Genomic DNA, 20,694 nt, shown 5'->3' on the forward strand with positions numbered 1-20,694 from the left:
TATGTATGTCGCTTTATTGGCGTTGTTGAATAAACTGCTCCAACTCTTTGATCGATAAAGCTCTAGAGAAATGGTAGCCTTGAAATAAATCACATCCGTATTCAGCAAGGATCTCTGCATGTTCCGCTGTTTCAACGCCTTCTGCTAATACTCGCATGTTTAAGTTTTTTCCCATACCAATAATACTTTTCACCATCGCTTTATCTGTTTTATTTTTGTTGATGTCTTGGACAAAGCTTTTATCTATTTTTAATTCATCAATGGGCACGTCTCTAAGCATGCTAAGAGAGGAGTAGCCTGTGCCAAAATCGTCTAAAGCTAAGGAGATATTGTGATCTTTCATTTTAGTAAAAATGGGGCGAAGTACATCAATGCTTTCAATAAATAAACTTTCAGTTATTTCGATAGTAATAGGCAGGTTTTTCTCACCAAAATAGAGAATACTTTTAATTAACACTTCAAAAAAATTTGTCTGTACAAACTGCCTCACTGATACATTGATCGACAAAGCAAACGTTGTTTTTGACTTGCGTTGTAAGCTACTTATTTCATACATAGCTCTGTTCATTATGTGTTGGCCTAGGATTGGCATTAAGCCAGTTTTTTCTGCAATAGGTATAAAAATATCCGGTGCTATAACACCTAACGTTTTACTTTCCCAGCGTACCAATGCTTCTACGCCGTAGAGTTTATTAAATGTGTCCATTTGCGGTTGATAAACGAGACTGATTTCATTTTTTTCAATAGCAGTACGTAATGCTTGTTCTATTTCAGTTTGTTTGAGCAGATGTTGATGGACTTCTTGTGAAAAGAAAAGATAGTGATTTTTGGTTTTTTTCGCTATCAACATACTATTTTCAGCATAGCTTATTAAAGTGTCTAACTGTTTTGCATCGCGCGGATAACAGGCTATGCCTATTGAGCTAGTAATAGTTAAGCTGCGATTAAAAATACAGTGCATCTCAGCTAAATCATCAAGTAGTTTTTTAGCAAAATCAGATATGTTTTGTTTATTTTCCATTTCTATTAATAAAATGAATTGGTCACCACTATAACGAATTAAATCACCTAATTTCCCTTTTTCCACTGTTAAACTCTGTTGAATTCGAAGACTAACTGCCTTTAATAAAGCATCCCCATACTTGTGTCCAAAAGAGTCATTAATATTTTTAAAGTTATCTAAATCGATATATAACATTGAAAATGGTTTTTTAACGTTGGTTAGATCATGGATTAAATGGGGTAATACTGAACGATTATAACAACCAGTCAAATCATCATGTTCTGTTTTATAGGCCAATTCTGTTAACTTATTTTTTTCTATTCTGATTATCCATTTGAACAGGAAAAAAATCACCGCTAAAAAGATAAAATATAAAATGAAGTAATAGGCTGATGTGTAAAGTAATTGACTGGTAATACTGGTTAATGAGCGGCTAGCATGGGTCCAGAATTGATATTGTTTATTAAAGGATAAACTATGTAATTCCTCTTTATCCTTGCTATTGAAACCAAATTGAACCACTTCTTCTGTATCACGTAACATTTCAAGCGTTAAATTTTGTTTCTTGAGTTCTTTTTCTATTTCATTGCGTTGTTGTTCTGTAAACGGAGTTGAAAAATTCTCTGCGTATTCTTTAGAGCCCATTGCAGTGTCTAAAAGACGATAGAAACTTTGATCGAGAGTCAGCATTAGTGAGTTGCCAAAGGACTTTGATTGGGGCCACTTGGGTTGTAATTTATTAATAAGAATCGCAGAAAATAAAAAACCTGTCACAGAGCCCTGTTTATCAATCAATGCTTTTCGTATCGGGATGATCCATTTTTTAGTGATAGGTGAAAAAATAGGACGGCTGATCATTAATTTATCAGCGATGACAGGACCATAAAACCCTTGTTCAATGTAGCGATCGCCTTTCAATTCAAAAAGTTTTTGCGGAAGGTTGTCACTTTTTGCACGTAAAGTACCGTCTAAATTAAATACAGCAAAACCTGCTAATAAATCCGATTTCTTTAGTATTTTTTGTAACACCGATTGATTAAATTGATGGTCTTCATTAAATCCAACATTGATAAGATCTAATATAGACTCATAGGTAGATAATAAAGAATTGATATCTGCTTTAACTATTTTAGTTATATACAGTTGTTCATATTTTCTTTTTGTTAATAATTCATCATATTTACCATATACAGTAGTGAGCAATAGAATAGTTGTGAACACGACTAGGCAAAAATAGATTAGCCAGGTATGGCGAATTAACTGAAAAATCTTCATTAATTAACGGTACTCTTTTATTTTGTGTGTATAAATAACTGATATAAATAATAAGGCGTGATTTTATCATCTAATTGGCGGTGTTAATATGAGAATAAATTCATATTTTACTCATTTAGGGTAGGAGTAAATCTATTTTTTGCATTATTTAGCCCGTTTCATGTAATAAACTATATCTTTTTGTGCCATTAAAGAAACTGATTTTCTGTCGTTTTTTTAAACGTTTTAAAAGAAGTCTGACTTAGATGATATAAATCAAACCACTGCACCCAATTAAAAGGGTAAATTACACACCATTGCGATTTGTGATCGATGTAACAAACACTTTGGTTTATAATGCGCTCCAATATTCAGAATATAACGACATAATGTTGTATTTTAGACTGCGTTAATGCAGAGCCTGTCATTATCTAGGTAACGATTGGGCCGGTAGAGAATAGGTAAGAAATTTTATAGTTTTTAAAATAGTTTTCAAAAAAGTTTTTAAAATGATTTCAAAAATAGTTTTCAAAATAAAATGAGAGGACACATCATGTCAGTAAAAAAAATGGTTGATCTAGATTTAGCCGGTAAACGTGTATTTATCCGCCAAGATCTTAACGTTCCAATTAAGGATGGCAAAGTAACATCAGATGCGCGTATTCGTGCTTCAATTCCAACAATCAAATTAGCCTTAGAAAAAGGCGCTAAAGTGATGATTACGTCACACTTAGGTCGCCCAACTGAAGGCGCGTCTGCTGAAGAAAACGCAGCGTTCTCTCTACAACCTGTTGTTGATTACTTAAATGAAGCGCTAGACGTACCAGTACGTTTAGCAACTGACTACTTAAATGGCTTAGAACTTAATGCTGGTGAAGTGGTTGTGCTTGAAAATGTTCGCTTTAACAAAGGCGAGAAGAAAAACGATGAAACATTATCTAAGCAATTAGCAGCATTATGTGATGTATACGTAATGGATGCATTTGGTACGGCTCACCGTGCTCAATCTTCTACTAACGGTGCTGGTCTATTTGCTCCTGTTGCTTGTGCTGGTCCTTTATTAGCCGCAGAGTTAGAAGCACTAGGCAAAGCAATGGATAACCCTGCTCGTCCATTAGTTGCAATCGTTGGTGGTTCTAAAGTATCAACTAAACTAACAGTATTAGAGTCATTATCTAAAATTGCAGATCAACTAGTTGTTGGTGGTGGTATTGCGAATACATTTATCGCAGCACAAGGGCACAATGTTGGTAAATCATTATACGAAGCTGATTTAGTTGAAACAGCTAAAAAATTAATGGTTGATTGTGCAATCCCTGTTGCTACAGACGTTGCCTGTGCAAAAGCATTTGATGAAAACGCTGAAGCTGAAATCAAAAATGTTGCAGACGTACAAGATGACGACATGATTTTCGATTTAGGTCCTGAATCAACAGCGGCATTAGCGGCTATCTTAAAAGATGCTAAAACAATTCTTTGGAATGGCCCAGTTGGCGTATTCGAATTCAAAAACTTTGAAGCAGGTACAGCTGGCATCGCTAAAGCGATTGCTGAATCAGATGCATTCTCTGTTGCTGGTGGCGGTGATACGCTGGCTGCAATCGACAAGTTTGGCATTACTGCAGATGTTTCTTACATATCTACTGGTGGCGGTGCTTTCCTTGAGTTTGTTGAAGGTAAAGAGTTACCGGCAGTGGCAATGTTAGAATTGCGTGCTAACGATTAATTCAAATGTTTAGAGCGAGATTTTATCTCGCTTTTTTATGCGTATTCTTTGTGACATAATTGCCTTAGAATCGCGAAACGAAACAGATTTTAATTTAAAACAATAGATAGGGTATATCTCATGACTAAGATTTTAGACGTTGTACAACCTGGTGTTATCACTGGTGATGATCTTCAAAAGGTATTTGCTGTTGCAAAAGAGCATAAATTTGCACTTCCAGCGGTAAACGTTGTTGGTTCAGATTCAATCAATGCTGTACTTGAAGCTGCTGCTAAAGTTAAAGCGCCAGTTGTTATTCAATTCTCTAACGGCGGTGCTGTATTTAACGCTGGTAAAGGTCTTAAACTTGACGGTCAAGAAGCAGCTGTTTTAGGTGCTGTTTCTGGTGCTAAGCACGTGCATGCAATGGCTGCTGCTTACGGTGTTCCAGTGATTCTACATACTGACCACGCTGCTAAAAAATTACTACCATGGATCGACGGATTATTAGATGCTTCTGAAGCACATTTCGCAGAAACAGGTAAACCATTATTCTCTTCTCACATGATCGATCTTTCTGAAGAACCATTAGAAGAAAACATCGAGATCTGTGGTAAATACCTAGCGCGTATGGCTAAAATGGGTATGACGTTAGAAATCGAACTAGGTTGTACTGGTGGCGAAGAAGACGGCGTTGATAACTCAGATATGGATGATTCTTTACTTTACACTCAACCATCTGAAGTTGATTACGCATACGTTGAATTATCAAAAATTAGCCCACGTTTCACTATCGCGGCTTCTTTCGGTAACGTACACGGTGTATACAAGCCAGGTAACGTTAAACTGACTCCAACAATTTTACGTGATTCTCAAAAATTCGTTTCTGAAAAACACAACCTACCAACTAACTCATTAAACTTCGTATTCCACGGTGGTTCTGGTTCTTCTGAAGCAGAAATCCAAGAGTCTATCGGTTACGGTGTTATCAAAATGAACATTGATACTGATACACAGTGGGCATGTTGGGATGGCGTTCGCGTTTACGAAGCAGCTAACCGTGATTTCTTACAAGGTCAAATCGGTAACCCAACGGGTGAAGATGCTCCTAACAAGAAATACTACGATCCACGTGTTTGGTTACGCGCAGGTCAAGCATCAATGGTTACTCGTTTAGAGAAAGCTTTCTCTGACCTTAATGCAGTAGACGTTCTATAATTTAACGCTTTATTCGTTAATATTATAAGAATAGAGCCAGCTTAATTGCTGGCTTTTTTTTGCCATTTTTTGCAGTTCACTTTCGACTATAAAAGCTTATGTTTTTGAAGCAATATAGATAGGCTCAATAGTCGCAGATAAAGCGCTGTTAAAGTCCGCGTCTGCTTGCTCTGCAAAGAGATTGTTGGTTAATACACGCGAGAAGCTAGCAATCACGCCATTATTTTCGGTTAATCGACGGTTTGCTTCTTCAATTGGATAACCGCCAGATAAAGCAACGACTTTAACCACATTAGGATGAGTAATACACGCTTGGTAGAAGTTTGCAGTCTCCGGCAGAGATACCTTAAGCATTACCAATTCATTACTGTTCAATAGATCTAACTGTTTTAAAATCTCTTGTTTTAATAATACTTCAGCAGCGCCTTTCTCCGGGCTATTTATATCTACTTCTGGCTCAATGATTGGCACTAAACCCGCAGCACAAATTTGTTTAGCAACTTTAAATTGCTGCTCAACTAGCGCTTGTATACCAACCGGATCTGCTAATTTAATGACTGAACGCATTTTAGTGCCAAATACATCTTTAGCTTTTGCTTTCTTTAATAAAGCGTCGAGGCCTGGAATGGCTTTCATTAATTGCACGCCATTAGCTTGCGCTTCTAAACCTTTGTCCACTTTAAGAAATGGCACTATGTTTTTTTCTTCCCATAAATAAAGTGAGGATGCCTTTCCTTCAATTTCACGGTCTAAGGTATTTTCAAATAAAATAGAACCAATCACGCGGTCACCCCTAAAAGAAGGACTAGTGATAATACGAGAACGCATTTTATGCACTAAATTAAACATCTCTTCGTCGGTATCGTAGGCATCTTCGTTTACCCCGTAAGCTTTAAGTGCAGTAGGTGTACTGCCACCGCTTTGGTCTAATGCAGCTATAAATCCTGGTTCTGTTTTAAATCTATTAAGTTGTTTCTCAAATGTTTGCATGGCTGAGCCTCTGAAAGTTAGTTATACACAACATACATTGAATATTGCTTAAATACAAATGATTATCATTTGGATTTAAGGTTCAACTCAGATTTGAATCACTTAGTATTTCCATGGTTTGAAAGGATCTTAATTTATTTTTGGACAAACAAACGTTAACAAAAATTAATAAATATCCGCTCAAAGAGACTGTCCCTATATTGAAACAAGTGGAGTTGATACATTTAACTGTATGAGTACTTACTCTATACCTAACAATCTTTGGTTAACATTAATTTTTATTAGGTTAGCGCATTTATTTTTACTGTAAATTACCAACTAAAAATAGTTAGAAAAACAGTTAAGAAAAGTAGCTAAATACGATAAATATTTAACGAATCAATAATCAATAATCAATAATCAATAATCAATAAGGAGTATCTTGTCTTTTCTGAACACTTTATACGAGCAAGGTTTGATAAAACTAGGGCGGTGCTTTACTTATAACTTAGATCGATGCTCTATCTATAAGTGAATTGATGTCATTTAATTATTTACAATCTTACACTTCTGCTACTTGGTATTAAGTGACGAACCTAGGTAATATATAGCTTTATTATTAACCGCCTAATCTGAGAGGAAACATGAAAATAATCAATGCAATACTGCTGAGCTGCTTATTAACGGTGACAACATCGGGGCAGGCTGCAACATTACCTGAACAACCGCATATATCAGTTTCAGGCGCGGCAAAAATAGCCGTGAAACCAGATACTGTTCGTATCCAATTTCAGTCTATTGCCTTAGAAAATGATGCAGATAATGCTAAACAGGTAGTGGATTTGCAAGTACAACAAGTGCTGTCTCAATTACAAAAAAATGGCTTTGATCAAGCGCTGCTAACTCGTGCTGATGTGCAATTACGCCCTGAGTACGAATATATCGAGAAAAAGCGTACTCAAGTAGGCATTAAAGCAACGCGTAATTTAAGTTATCAGTTAGACGATGTAGAAAAAATAAATAAGTTTTTACAGATTTTAGTGAAGAATGATATTTCAAATATTGGCCAAATTAACTATGCACTTAAAGACCCATTACAGTGGCAAATAAAAGCGCGTGACTTGGCGGTGCAAGATTCTATTAATAAAGCTGAAGGATTGGCTAAAAGCTATCACGCTTCATTAGGCAGTGTGTATTCAGTTAATTACCATAACAACAATGCACAGCCTATTTTGATGCGAGCAATGGAAAGTGATCAAATTGCACAAAGTTATCAAAATAATCAGATAGAAATAAATGAGCGAGTGGAAGCCGTATTTTTATTAAACCCTTAATCAACACTGATCAATAACTGTTGTGACAGTGAGTTGAAGTGCATACTTTTCAGCTCACTGGGTAAAAATAGTTGTTGTAAATGGCTGATAAAATGGGCACATCGTTGTTTTGAAAAACTGCTTTCAATGCTGAGGTAGGTACTCATTTTTTCTGGAGTTAAGTGCAGAGTAATATAGTCTGCACCACAAATAGCATTCAGAGAATAACCTTTTGGACTAAAGCTATAATGATCAATTATTAAATTACTCAGCCCTGGGCTGCATAGCGACTTATCCAATAACGAGTCATCAGATATTGAATGCTCAAATAACAATTCGATCTTTAATGCAGCTAAAACGGCTTTTTTGTCTAATATTTTTGTTTGGAGTGTGTTGGCAAAGGCGCTATTTAATCCATGTAGCATATAAATACTTTGCGTTATTATACTATTTTCAGATACCTCGCCGAATACAAATAAATCCCCTTGATAGCCGTCTCGCCAATGCATGTTTTGGCCCTTAAACTGCTTTTCTAATAGCAATGTGTCCTGTTGGAAGTTAGAACGCTGTAATTGTGGTTTTAAGGCTTGATGACGTTGAAAGAGAAGGGTGTTGATATGTTGCTTAGTAAATTGTTGCTGAACAAATAAAGCGGCTTTAACCAGTTGCGTATTGCCGCAGGTAATTAAAATCAGTTTATCTTGCCATACAAACAAACTTGATTCCGAAAGTAAGTAAGCTTTTACGTTTGCATTAGTGATGCTTGATAATACTTCTGCACCAGAGTGCGCGACTAAGTCTGACCAAAAGCTATCTGCAAAATCAAACAAGTTAAGGCCTTTAGTGCTGATCACTAAACGTTTTTCCGTCCCTTCATAAAACATTTAAGTTCGCCCTAACAACGTGCAGAAAAGACAACTTTTTAAAACAGAAAGTCTTTTCAGCTATGCACTGTTTTGAATACAAGGGCTTACTTTTAATCTTGCTGTGATCTCTTTGCATTTTACAAAATACTTTTAGGCACAATGGTGCGCGTTTTAACTTTTAAGCGTTTACTTAAATCAACCTCTTGATCAGGGTTCCAATCTACTGTTGTTTGCCATGCATTCTCTGGCTGCATTTCAACTAACATCACCTTTTTTACCTTTTTTGCAACAGGCTTTGAAGGGATCACAACAATACTTTCAGTGTTTAAGTTTGCGCTACGTGGATCTAAGTTAAATGTACCAATGACCGTTAAATGATCATCAATGACCATTGATTTTGCATGTAAACCAAAAATAGGTTGCTGTTTTAATTGACGAACCATCTCTTGAGACATGACTTTTTGCCTGATCTTGGCATCTGGCTTAAATTCAAAAATCTGTATTCCTGTTGCAAGTAATGCCTTGCGACTTCTTTGATATCCGCTAAAAGCATCTAAGTTATCATTAGAGGCCAGGCTATTGGTCAATATCTTTATTTCTACTCCCTTAGCGACGAGGGACTTAAAGAGTTCTTCACTGAGCTCTGTAGTGATCAAATAAGGGGATTGTATGGTAATAGAGCTTTTAGCTTGTTTAATCAATTGTATTAAGCGTTCAGTAGCGATCCCACTGCCACCCAGAAATGTTTTTGCATTGTTTTTACCCGGAGCATCTGATACATACTCAACATTATTTAACCAATACACATCGCCTGACTCAACCGCCAGATTAAAGGCAGCGGGCATCGCTTCTATTTGTGCTCTAACCTCGGGTAAAAAGTGTTTAGGGTTACAGGCATATTGATGTAATTTTTCAAAGTTAGGCGTTATATTAGTATCAGTTTGAGTTAATAACTCAGTGACCGGTACACTTAATTTATGCTGCCAAAATTGATTAAATGATTGCTCAATGTGTTGTGTTGCTTGACCGACTAACAAAGCATCCCTATCTCTAAAATTATACTCATGGTCATAACCAAAATATTCATCAGCTACATTACGGCCGCCAGTGATCGAGACCAGGCTATCAACGGTAAAAGTCTTATTATGCATACGTTGGTTGAATGCATGGAAGTCAGTGGCAAGGTTAGTTAGCTTTTGTAATAGATTTTTGCCAACATTAGCCAAGGGGTTATATATCTTAATACTAATATTATGGTGCGCATTTAAAGTTAATAATTCATCGCCTTTAGCATCCAACATAATATCATCAACTAATATACGTACTTTGACGCCTCTATCTGCAGCTCGTACTAAATAATCGATCGCTAATAACCCAATATTATCAGTGGAAAAAATAAAGTACTGCACATCAATCGTCTTCTCGGCATGCTCACTTAACCACGCCCTTGTAAACATCGCTTCAGTACCTTGCTCCAATACATAAACACCGGTTTTGTTATCTTTAATATAAGGTGAGTAGGGCGCAAGCTGCTCTGTTATGGTGGTATTAGTTTGAAAAGTAATATCTTGGCAATAATCTTCAGTACTAGCACTAAAACGCTCTTCTGGAGGCGTACAAGCAGACAGCAACAGTAAACTCACCGTTAAACTGAATAGCTTAAAAGAATTACAATAAGAAAATAATGGCACTCGATGTCCTTGCTTAGTCATTATGTTGATAGCGATTGATTCGCAAATAATAACAAATCTTAATCCTTTCTATTGTTTTAATTATAGATTGTTGATGATCGCTTTGTTTCTGCGCTCCTGAAGACCGCTGATAAAAGGCTGATTCAAATAAAGTAATCGCAATGACTGAGTGATCGGGGGTTGTTTTGAGGGGTTAAATAAAGAGTTAAGCCAAGGACTTTCCATTTTAGATACAAAAAAAGCCCATAGTAATAAATTACTATGGGCTTAAATGATGGTGCTTGGTCCCGCTGATTTTTAAACAAAAAGTTAAACCAAGGACATTTCCGCTCAGATACTGAAAATCCCTAAATTTTTCATACCTACGGCTTGAATGATGGTGCTTCGTCTCGCCGATTTTTAAACCAATAGCTAACCAAGGACATTTCCGCTTTAGATACAAAAAAGCCTCAAACATTTGCATGCTTGAGGCCTAAATGATGGTGCTTCGTCTCGAGGGGTTAAATAAAGAGTTAAACCAAGGACATTTCCGTTTTAGATACAAAAAAGCCCATAGTAATAAATTACTATGGGCTTAAATGATGGTGCTTCGTCTCGGAATTGAACCAAGGACACGAGGATTTTCAATCCTCTGCTCTACCGACTGAGCTAACGAAGCAAAACTTTTATTTACTAACAAAGTTAATAAATTTCATCTTACGATGATTTGTAAATGGTGCCGACTACCGGAGTCGAACTGGTGACCTACTGATTACAAGTCAGTTGCTCTACCTACTGAGCTAAGTCGGCACATAAACCGTTCTGAGCTTTCGCTCTTATTTATCGACTAATCAATAAACTTAAATAATGGTGCTTCGTCTCTGATATTAAAAGATGAACCACTTGGTGAGAGTTTTTCACTCTCTTTACTGATTGAAATAAATCTTTTCAATAAAACTAAATAATGGTGCTTCGTCTCGGAATTGAACCAAGGACACGAGGATTTTCAATCCTCTGCTCTACCGACTGAGCTAACGAAGCATCTTTTTATAACTTTTCAACTCTGTCTAATCTATTCGACTGAGTTAACGAAGTGTCTCGTTTTTACTTTTCAACTCTGCCTAATCTATTCGACTGAGTTAACTAAGTATCTTGTTAATGATTATAACTTCAATCTATGTGACCGAGCTAATGAATCAGGAACGAGGCGTATTAAATAGATTTTAGCGTCGAGCGTCAACCTATTTTTACGCATTTATTCATAATTTAATGCGTTTGTTCGTACTTTGAGCATTATGTGCTCTAAATGTAGTCACAAACAACATGGGCTTATTTGTTCTCTGGTGTGAAACCTTCAATCTCTACATCTTTATCTTCAAACAAATAACCAATCATTGCTTCTTGGATAATAGCTCGGTCATCTGGATTGAGCATTTTTAGTTTCTTTTCGTTAATCAACATGGTTTGCTTTTGTTGCCATCCCGCCCAAGCTTCTTTACTGATATTATCAAAAATACGTTTACCAACTTCACCTGGAATTAATTGAAAGTCTAAACCCGGTGCTTCTTTTTTTAAATAAGTACAAAATACAGTACGAGACATTATTTATTCCTTGTGCGTGATTTTATTAACGGCAGCAAATATCTTTTTTGTGGCAGCGGCTAATCCAATTTTTTGTGGTTGTTGTAGGTTATACCAAAGCTGGTCATTTTGTTCCATTACTTGATTTAATTCTTGTTGGGTAAAGTCCACCAAGATAGGTGAAATATCAAAATGGTAATGACTAAAAGTATGGCGAAAAGTCGCTAGTTCTGTTGTTTGATAATTTTTGATACCTAACTCAATTAAATGCGCTAAAGCAGCTTCACTATCTGTAAATTCAGGAAAACACCATAAACCACCCCATATTCCAACTGGCGGTCTCTGTATTAACTGTATTCGTCCTTCTTTATTTTTAAGTACCAACATCACCGCTGTTTTAACCGGGATTTTTTTCTTAGCTTTAGGTGTGGGGTAAGCGGTCATGCAATCGCCTGCTAATGCTAAACAATCATCGGCGACAGGGCACTGATCACATTTTGGTTTGCTTCGTGTGCAAATCATCGCGCCCATATCCATCATGGCCTGATTAAATACATTGGTATCTTTTGCTGGCGTTACCGAATCAGCGAGTGCCCACAACCTGTTTTCAACTTTCTTTTCACCCGTCCAGCCTTCAATTTTTTGATGGCGTGTCAAAACACGTTTTACGTTGCCATCTAAAATAGAGAAATGCTTATTCAAAGTTAACGATAATACAGCACCAGCTGTTGAGCGGCCAATGCCCGGTAATGCAATCACATCGTCAAACTGTTCAGGAAATTGTCCATCAAATTGGTCACGAATAATCTGTGCAGCTTTATGCAGATTACGGGCTCGTGCGTAATAACCTAACCCTGTCCAATGATGTAATACTTCATCAATAGGGGCATTCGCTAAATATGAAATAGAGGGAAATGAACGCATAAACTTATTAAAATAAGGGATCACTGTCGCCACTTGAGTCTGTTGCAACATCACTTCACTGACCCATGTCTTATACAAACTTTTGTCTAACTGCCATGGTAAGGTTTTACGGCCATGTTGTTGGTGCCAATCATTGATTCTTTGGCTAAAATGCAACTCACTCACTAGAAACTCTTCGCTAATAAAAAAGAGCAACAGTCTAGCAGAGTTGCACAATTAATATAACATTGCATAATGCACGGCAAATATTCACTCCACTAAAATAGCTGAGTAATTTAATTGGTTTTACTAAACCATGACAGCATTAAAAATTTTATAAACAGAACAATTGCTTACAGGAAATATTGCTTTGTATTGGCTGAAGTTCTTTGTTTAAAATTTAAGCTCATAATCAATGGAAGTGATATCATTAGCCCAATTACAGTTATAGCTGACCAATTAAAGGTAAAAAAATGACAGAGCACGACCAGTCTGCGACAGATAATGGAACAGAAGAAAACAGCATTGAAAGCACTAAAGAAAAATATATTCGTAAAATTCGTTCTTTTGTAAAGCGCGAAGGCCGAATGACCAAACGTCAGCAAACTGCGATCGATGATTTGTGGCCAACAATGGGTGTGGATTACCAAGAAAAACAACTCGATTTTACCGCGTTGTTTGGTAACAGCAATCCAGTAGTATTAGAAATTGGTTTTGGTATGGGCAAGTCATTAATTGAAATGGCCTTAAATGCACCAGAGAAAAACTTTCTAGGTATTGAAGTACATGGGCCCGGCGTTGGTGCATGTTTAGCGGATGCTGGTGAAGCTGGCGTAACTAATTTACGCGTGATGAATCATGATGCAGTTGAAGTATTAGAGTTTATGATCCCTGACCAAAGCTTATCGACGTTTCAATTATATTTTCCAGACCCGTGGCATAAAGCGCGTCATCATAAACGCCGTATCGTACAACCTGAGTTTATTGAAAACATGCGTCCGAAATTAGCGATTGGTGGTGTTATTCACATGGCAACTGATTGGGAAAATTACGCAGAACATATGTTAGAAGTCTTACAAGCAGCAACCAACTTCAAAAACATTAGTTCAGAAGGTGATTACGCACCTCGTCCAGACTGGCGTCCGCTAACTAAATTTGAATCTCGTGGTCATCGTTTAGGTCATGGCGTATGGGATTTATTGTTTGAGCGTGTTAGCTAAGAAAGTTATTTTTAGCGGTTGAGTACGGTCATTCTAGTTGGAAATACGCACCATCTAATTGGAAACTAACAATCTAGCTGGAAACTCCAAACAACTATTTATGAAGCGAATATTGTGAAAACAGTATTCGCTTTTTTTATGCATAAATTATTGAAAGTTTTTGTCATTATCTATAAAAACTAATTTAGAGCACTTTTTGATTTACGTTATTTTTACGTTTAATGAATATAGTCTTTTTAACTACGATTTGATTTTAAAAGTAATTAGCTGTCCAAGAAAAAGTGTCTCTCTAATTTTTAGTCATCTCTCACTAAAAATTAGAGGTGATAACTTATTCTGAAAGAGCGGGGGTAGTTGCCTATAAAATATAGATATATAAAAAAATGAGAATAATTTATCTGTTGTCTGCAGGGAGTGGTATATCTCTGAAAGCCTAGTAGTTAAGGCGTTCTATAAACATCAGAGAGCTAATGTGTTAATGAATGCGATGTTAAAGAGTTGTAAAAGTTTAAAGTGTAGCGATATTTTTTTGATGCTAATAATGTAAATTAGTGTAACTTTAATATTAAAATCAGATGAAGAAGGGCGTGTCACTTGGCAAAATCATTCACAGCACCTATTTTTCACGTCTTTATTATAATTTTTACAATAAGCTTCGTTTTTAATGCAAGTGCAAATGAAAATGCATTAAGCAACCCCAAAGCCGATGAAATTTATAACTTGTTAGAAACTGGCTATTTTATATCTGATGAAAATAACCGTGAGTTACTCGACAAGTACAAAGCTATTTTGGCTGCAGATGATGTTACTCGGCAAAAACGCTATATCCGCCTAAATTGTTGGAATTTGCCTGAGGAAACAACAGAAGATATCCAAGCTGCTATCAGCTATGCAGATAAATACCTGCAAATATTCATGCACTCTTCAACATCACCGGTTCAAATTGATTTGCAATATTGCAAAACTTGGTATCTGCATATACTGGGTGAAAATGAAGGAGTCGTTGCCCAAATTGATACCGCTATCAAACATGCTTACCAGATAGAAAATCCTCGTTTAATTGCCGACGGTCGAAGTATTAGAGGTTCAATATTGTCTTATCTAGGCAATTTTACTGATGCACTTGAAGATTTGATTGTTGCGCAAAATATATATGAATCGCTTAACTTACCTTATCAGGCTAATAATAATTTAGCTGAGTTAGCAAATAGTTATCGCCGTTTTGGGGATGTTAAAACGGCACTTAAATACCAAATAATATTAGAGCAGATTTATCTAAATAATAAGAATTTTTACGATGCGAATATGATAACTAATGATATTGCGCTTTCTTTAGAAAAACTCGAACATTACGAAGAAGCCATATTGCGTTTTCAAAAAGTTCATGACTTTTGGTTAGCAAAAGATGATCCATTGAATGCTGTTGACGCGACTATTAGTATTGCCGCTAACTTAATCAGTTTAGGTAGGCTGAAAGAAGCTGATCAATTTCTGCTACAAGCACAGCAAATAGTAAAGCCGGGCAATGATGATATATACAGTTACCTTAACTTCTTTCTGGCTCAACTTCATTACAAGCAAGCAAATTATGAGCAGGCAATAAAAAATATTCTTATTGCTGAAAAATCATTTGAATTGAGTGACCATATTCGTGGAACGCTTGATACGTTGCGTCTAAAGAGCAATATTTATGAAGCTTCTGGTCATTGGTCACTTGCTTATCAAGCATTAAATGAATTTATCACCAGACATTTATTAATAGATGAAAAGGTTTTTACTGAACGTAATGCGAAGATGCAAACACAGTTTGATACAAACAAAATTAAAACTGAAAACGAAGTACTTATTCAACGATCTAAAGATAAAGAAAGGCAATTAGATATATTGCAGAGTAACGAAAAAATGCAAGTCATCATTTTAATTTTGGTTTTTATTATTTTAGTGATTGCATTGATCTTCGCTTATAAGCAATTAAAAAGTAAACAACAATTTAAATATCTAGCCTGCACCGATGAACTTACCAAGCTTGTAAATAGACGTGAAATTTATGTACAAGGCAATCAATTTTTAAATCAAGCTAAGGAATCAGCAACACCGTTTTCAATTATCTCATTTGATGCCGATCATTTTAAAAACGTTAATGATACTTTTGGACATGATATGGGCGATAAAGTACTCACAAAAATTGCCTTAATTAGTAAAAGTATGATGCGAGATTCAGATGTAGTCGGTCGTATCGGCGGTGAAGAGTTTGTGGTGTTATTGCCTAATATCGATAAAACTAAAGCGATAGAAATCGCTAATAGGTTAGTTGAGAACATTGCTAAGTATGACTGGTCAACTATTTCTCCTAATTTACAGCAAACCGTTAGTGCGGGCGTCGCTGATTATAGTGATGAAGAAGATTTGTCGCCATTACTGATCAAAGCAGATAAAGCTCTCTATTGTGCTAAATCTGCGGGACGAAATTGCGTTAAAGTTAAGTAAATCAAAGCTGGGAGAACTGTATTTACATTGATTATTTATCTGAAATTTTTAAGCGCCGAAAGAGCTTATTAATAAAATGATCTAGATCAATAGAGTGCTTAAAAGGCTGATATTTTTGTATTTATGTTAGGTAAATACACAATCAGTTATACGTTCAGTACTAATATTATAAAGAGGCAAATAACTGAGGAGAAAACAGATGAGCTACCGTCATATTTTAGTTGCTATCGATTTCGATGAGGGGAGCCAGAATGTTCTTGAAAAAGCGGTCAATCTGGCTAAAGCATTAAATGCTAAGTTATCTTTAGTCCATTCCAACAGACAAATGTTTCATGAGTCTGGATACGGTGGGTTAATTGATATAGAGCTTGCAGGGCTGGAGTTTGAGAATCCAAGTTCGAAAGAACTGAGTGATAAATTGGGGACTTTTTCCGCTGATATTGGTTACCCTATTGAACGTAAGTTTATCGTTGAAGGGGACATCAGTCATAGTTTAGAGAAACCGGTTAAAGAAGCGGGTATAGACTTGATCGTATGTGGTCATCACCATGATTTTTGGAGTCGATTAAGTCCATCTGCTAGTGGATTAATGAATTCTTCCACGGTTGACCTACTAGTCATCTCATTGGATGGATAAAGCTTTAATACTAATAGCAAATTACTTATCAATTACTTAGTAATCATTAAACCATCACAGTTAACTCTGCTGGTGGCTTTTATTTTCTGAGATTTGTTTTCTGAGAGTTATTTTCTATATTTAGTTTCTGAAATGTATTTTCTATATTAAGTCACTGCGATTTATTCGCCATGATTTATCCGCAGCAATTTATTTATCAGTAATAAACATGCTCAATACCAATGTATCGAGCATGTTTTTTTATTGTCCTTTCAAAATCAATACCGACAAATTAATAGCGTTAACATTAGTTCGTAATCAACGCCATTATCCTTGTATCGATCTTTAACTACCGATCACACCACCATCCTCTTTACTGATCATGACAATGGTTGAGCGGGGTTTACTCGTATTACCATTAGGAAAGTGTCCACTTGGATGCTGTACTCCGACGAACATGGTTTTTTGATCTTCTGAGAAGGTTAAGCCTGTGATTTCACAACCAACTGGACCGGTTAAGAAGCGACGTACTTCACCTGTTTTAGGATCGCCACATAACATTTGGTTATTACCTTGGCCTGCAAAGTCACCTTCATTTGAGTAATTACCATCGGTTTGGATCCATAAACGTCCTGCTTTATCAAAGCCGATACCATCTGGGCTATTAAACATATTATCTTTATTAATATTGTTACTGCCTGCGTATAGGTTATCTTTATGGACGGTTGGATTACCCGCGATTAAGTATAAATCCCATTTAAAAGTTGCACTAGTGTGGTTATGGTTTGTTGGTGCCCAGCGGACGATTTGACCGTAGTGGTTTTCGGCACGAGGGTTAGGGCCTTCAACATCTTGCCCTTCTTTTACGCCTCGGTTTTTATTATTAGTTAAGGTACAGAAAACATGTTTTTTATCAGGATGAACAGCGACCCATTCTGGTCTGTCCATGGTAGTTGCGCCGACTTGTGTTGCTGCACGTCGTGCAAAAATCATCACTTCTGCTTGGCTATTAAAGCCATTTTCTTTGGTTAAGCCATTCATGCCGTAAGTGAGCTCTAACCACTGACCGTCACCCTCTAGCTTGTCTGCTTGCATTGCAAACTTAGCCACATAAAGCGTTCCTTCTTCAAGTAAGTTACGATTTTCGCTGTGGTTGCCTTCTTGGTATTTATTTTTAGTGACAAATTTATATAAATGCTCTCCACGCTCGTCGTCACCAAGGTAAACAACAACATGACCATCATCATTAACCACTAATGCGGCATTCTCATGTTTAAAGCGCCCCAAAGCAGTACGTTTTAATGGCGTTGAAGTAGGATCGTTTGGATCAATTTCAACCACCCAACCATGGCGGTTAGGTTCATTTGGGTTTTGAGCAAGGTCAAAGCGTGGATCAAAGTTATGCCATTGATATTTACTTTGCTCTGCTTTAATTCCATAACGTTTATCATCAGCTGTTAATGGCACATCAGCTTCTGCACCAAAGAACCCATTAAAATTCTCTTCACAGGTTAAATAAGTTCCCCAAGGTGTTTCACCGTTCGCACAGTTGTTAAAGGTGCCTAATACCTTTTTACCCGTTGGATCTGCTTTGGTTTTTAATAAATCGTGGCCTGCAGCTGGCCCTGTCACTAACATTTCAGTATTGGCTGTAATACGGCGATTTGCTTTGCCGTTTTTATCCATCGTCCATTGACCATTCTGTTTAGTGATTTCTACTATGGTTATACCCACTGCAGCTTGTGCTTTTTTAACATCCTCAGCGGTCATTGCTTTACCTTGATGTGCAAACAGATACTCATAATTAGTGTATTCATTGTTCACCGCAAGAATAGCGCGATCTTTGGAAAGCGGGAAAATACTCATGCCATCGGTATTATCACCAAATTGCACCGCTTGGGCTGCTGAGTCTTGTTGACCATTTGCATTAAAAGCCGGTGCATGATTGAAAATAGGATCTCCCCATGACATTAAGTTGCTCACACTGTAGCCTTTTGGCACCACAATACTGTCACTTGTTGAAGTCGGAATAGCGGTAAAGTTTAATAGAGTGCTATCCATCGTTGCCGCCACTGCTTTCGCGACAGGATTGAGTGCTAAAAATGCACCTGCACCGACTGCTGCTGAAGCAAATAAAAAATTACGGCGAGATAAACGAGCATCAACCATTTTACTGAAATCAGTTTCTTTCTCTAAAAAATGCGACATTAGACTTCCTTATTCTTGGGGGGAGTATTTATTCAATGTGCAGTAGCCTAAAGGACCTGTATGACAGCTTTATTACACTTCAAAAAATTTTACAGCCGACTTAAATAACCTTAGTCAAATATTAAAAGCCCAATAATAAAAATTGAGTAATCACGTTATTTTTTATACCAGTAGTTAAACCCAGATTGCTTGTTCAACGTATTCATTTGTTAAATAACAGTGTGGGTTCGTTTTGCTTATGCAGAACGGAGGTTAAATATTAAGGTAGGAATTTGAATGACAGTATTTAGTGAAAGTGAAGAGTCTAGGGTGATAGAAATGGCCTGGGAAGATAGAACCCCCTTTGAAGCGATTAAACAAGAGTTTGGTCTTGATGAGCAAGGCGTCATCAAACTCATGCGTAATAAAATGAAAGCGGGTAGCTTTAAATTATGGCGTCGCCGTGTCAGCGGTCGCAAAAGTAAGCACCTTAAGTTAAGGTCGCCTGAGATAAGTCGAGCCTATTGCCCAACACAATATAAGCAGCGTTGATATAAACAACATTAATTCGTTTTACTTTTAATGCTGTGTGAATAATTGTGCCGACTGGCTTTCTAAAAAGCGTGTGCCAATTTCATATCCCATTTGATAATCTGCCGCTAATGCTTGATCGCTGCTTCCCAACAAGCGGCTAGATAGCTTGTTAGCGGGCGCTATTTCAATAATCTGAGTATCTGCTGGTGGTTGATGTATAAAGTCTACTGCTTCGCTGTAGGCATTCTCATGTCCTGTAATTAAATCTAATACACGAGGGCAGCGTTGTGTTTTACATACCCAAGATTTGATCTTATGTGCCCATGGAGAATGTGCACTTTGATCGGTTGGAACGGTTCTAATTACTATTATTTTTTTAGCGCCGCGTTGATAAGCCTCTTGAATGGGTATTGGTAGTGCAACACCACCATCGACATAATAATTTCCATCAATCGCAACCCCTTTTTTATATAAATAAGGTAACGCGCTGGATGCTTTAAGCATTGTTAACCAACTGTCTGCTGTTGGTTCAAGCAACGCAGGGCGAAAGCCATTAGTGTTGGTTGCAGAGAAAAGCAGCTGACGATGTTGCAGTTGAGCTTGTGCACAGTTTAAATTAAGTTGGTATTCAGGCTCTTGAGCCTTATTAAAATACCAATCAAGATCAACCGTATGCCCGCCTAAAAATGAACGCTTCATATTAAAGAATTCTGGGTGCTTTGATAACTGCATTATTGAACGTTTAGCGTAACCCGATTGCTGAGTGAGATAAGCTGATAAATTTTGTGCACCTGCTGATGTTCCAATTAGTAATGCAAAGGGATTAAAGTCATGTGCTAACCAACTGTCTAATACTCCTGCTGTAAAAATACCTCGTTGTCCTCCTCCTTCAACCACTAGCGCAGTACCTTCAATTGGCAAGGGTGCAGAGCAATTACCAACTTTCATCGGTGAGTGGTTTTTAGACAAAGTATTATTAGTGAGTTGGTTCATTATTTCTCCAAGGTTATGTCCTAATAATTTATCCTTTTATAAGAGTTAGGTTAAATCGTTTATTGTCATTAGTGCAATAGCCAAAGACTATGTTACTAAATCTGCTGATTTTTTGTGGCAGGTCACTACTTAAGTGAGTTTGACGACTTTATGGACCGAATAGATTGCTAAAAAT

15 protein-coding genes and 3 tRNA genes are annotated in these 20,694 nt (G+C 36.9%); 7 read left to right on the plus strand and 11 right to left on the minus strand.

Annotated features, from left to right (window positions below):
• Positions 1-13: 13 nt before the first annotated feature.
• Complete coding sequence (locus MT390_RS11185) at positions 14-2,278, minus strand: bifunctional diguanylate cyclase/phosphodiesterase (protein WP_499441168.1); 2,265 nt, start codon at positions 2,276-2,278, stop codon at positions 14-16.
• A 532-nt stretch (positions 2,279-2,810) separates the two neighbouring features.
• Between MT390_RS11185 and MT390_RS11190 the strand changes: the two genes are divergently transcribed.
• Positions 2,811-3,983, plus strand: a complete 1,173-nt coding sequence (locus MT390_RS11190) for a phosphoglycerate kinase (protein WP_499441170.1) — start codon at positions 2,811-2,813, stop codon at positions 3,981-3,983.
• A 120-nt stretch (positions 3,984-4,103) separates the two neighbouring features.
• Positions 4,104-5,180 carry a class II fructose-bisphosphate aldolase gene (gene fbaA / locus MT390_RS11195; RefSeq protein WP_499441171.1) on the plus strand — a complete coding sequence of 359 codons (1,077 nt, stop codon included), beginning with the start codon at positions 4,104-4,106 and terminating at the stop codon, positions 5,178-5,180.
• Positions 5,181-5,276: 96 nt separating this feature from the next.
• Here fbaA and MT390_RS11200 read toward each other — a convergent pair whose 3' ends face one another.
• Positions 5,277-6,170: a fructose bisphosphate aldolase gene (locus tag MT390_RS11200; RefSeq protein ID WP_499441172.1), complete on the minus strand. Its 894-nt coding sequence runs from the start codon at positions 6,168-6,170 to the stop codon at positions 5,277-5,279.
• 623 nt (positions 6,171-6,793) lie between these two features.
• Here MT390_RS11200 and MT390_RS11205 point away from each other — a divergent pair.
• Positions 6,794-7,483: an SIMPL domain-containing protein gene (locus tag MT390_RS11205; protein ID WP_499441174.1), complete on the plus strand. Its 690-nt coding sequence runs from the start codon at positions 6,794-6,796 to the stop codon at positions 7,481-7,483.
• Here the strand turns inward: MT390_RS11205 and MT390_RS11210 are convergent.
• The 7 genes from MT390_RS11210 to mutY all read right to left on the minus strand — a co-directional run bounded on the left by MT390_RS11210 (position 7,480) and on the right by mutY (position 12,668).
• A complete protein-coding gene (locus MT390_RS11210) occupies positions 7,480-8,346 on the minus strand; it encodes a hypothetical protein (protein ID WP_499441175.1) in 867 nt (288 codons plus the stop codon). The two genes, MT390_RS11205 and MT390_RS11210, sit on opposite strands and share 4 nt — an antisense overlap.
• 119 nt (positions 8,347-8,465) lie before the next feature.
• On the minus strand, positions 8,466-10,019 hold the full coding sequence (locus MT390_RS11215; RefSeq protein ID WP_499441177.1) for a phospholipase D family protein: 1,554 nt from the start codon (positions 10,017-10,019) through the stop codon (positions 8,466-8,468).
• A 582-nt stretch (positions 10,020-10,601) separates the two neighbouring features.
• A tRNA-Phe gene (locus tag MT390_RS11220) sits at positions 10,602-10,677 on the minus strand.
• Between the two features lie 55 nt (positions 10,678-10,732).
• Positions 10,733-10,808, minus strand: a tRNA-Thr gene (locus tag MT390_RS11225).
• Positions 10,809-10,963: 155 nt separating this feature from the next.
• A tRNA-Phe gene (locus MT390_RS11230) sits at positions 10,964-11,039 on the minus strand.
• A 288-nt stretch (positions 11,040-11,327) separates the two neighbouring features.
• Positions 11,328-11,600 (minus strand): oxidative damage protection protein, encoded by a 273-nt coding sequence (locus tag MT390_RS11235; protein ID WP_028870440.1) that lies wholly within the window; start codon positions 11,598-11,600, stop codon positions 11,328-11,330.
• 3 nt (positions 11,601-11,603) lie between these two features.
• Positions 11,604-12,668, minus strand: a complete 1,065-nt coding sequence (gene mutY, locus MT390_RS11240; protein WP_499441179.1) for an A/G-specific adenine glycosylase — start codon at positions 12,666-12,668, stop codon at positions 11,604-11,606.
• Between the two features lie 287 nt (positions 12,669-12,955).
• Between mutY and trmB the strand changes: the two genes are divergently transcribed.
• The 3 genes from trmB (at position 12,956) to MT390_RS11255 (ending at position 16,826) form a co-directional block, all read left to right on the plus strand.
• Positions 12,956-13,702, plus strand: a complete 747-nt coding sequence (gene trmB, locus MT390_RS11245; protein ID WP_499441181.1) for a tRNA (guanosine(46)-N7)-methyltransferase TrmB — start codon at positions 12,956-12,958, stop codon at positions 13,700-13,702.
• 594 nt (positions 13,703-14,296) lie between these two features.
• The gene (locus MT390_RS11250; protein ID WP_499441183.1) at positions 14,297-16,189 is read left to right on the plus strand and encodes a tetratricopeptide repeat-containing diguanylate cyclase; all 1,893 of its coding nucleotides are present in this window, start codon (positions 14,297-14,299) and stop codon (positions 16,187-16,189) included.
• A gap of 199 nt (positions 16,190-16,388) precedes the next feature.
• On the plus strand, positions 16,389-16,826 hold the full coding sequence (locus MT390_RS11255) for a universal stress protein (protein ID WP_166371736.1): 438 nt from the start codon (positions 16,389-16,391) through the stop codon (positions 16,824-16,826).
• A 324-nt stretch (positions 16,827-17,150) separates the two neighbouring features.
• Here MT390_RS11255 and MT390_RS11260 read toward each other — a convergent pair whose 3' ends face one another.
• Entirely contained in the window at positions 17,151-19,013 is a 1,863-nt protein-coding gene (locus tag MT390_RS11260; RefSeq protein WP_499441185.1) for a PhoX family protein, read from the minus strand.
• 276 nt (positions 19,014-19,289) lie between these two features.
• Between MT390_RS11260 and MT390_RS11265 the strand changes: the two genes are divergently transcribed.
• Positions 19,290-19,544, plus strand: coding sequence for a TIGR03643 family protein (locus MT390_RS11265; protein WP_166371738.1), 255 nt, complete (start codon positions 19,290-19,292; stop codon positions 19,542-19,544).
• Positions 19,545-19,571: 27 nt separating this feature from the next.
• Here the strand turns inward: MT390_RS11265 and MT390_RS11270 are convergent, their stop codons facing one another.
• Complete coding sequence (locus MT390_RS11270) at positions 19,572-20,519, minus strand: patatin-like phospholipase family protein (RefSeq protein WP_166371739.1); 948 nt, start codon at positions 20,517-20,519, stop codon at positions 19,572-19,574.
• Between the last annotated feature and the right edge of the window lie 175 nt (positions 20,520-20,694).

Origin of the sequence: Vibrio sp. 2-Bac 85, assembly GCF_037546705.1 — a bacterium.
Lineage (GTDB): Bacteria > Pseudomonadota > Gammaproteobacteria > Enterobacterales > Psychromonadaceae > Psychromonas.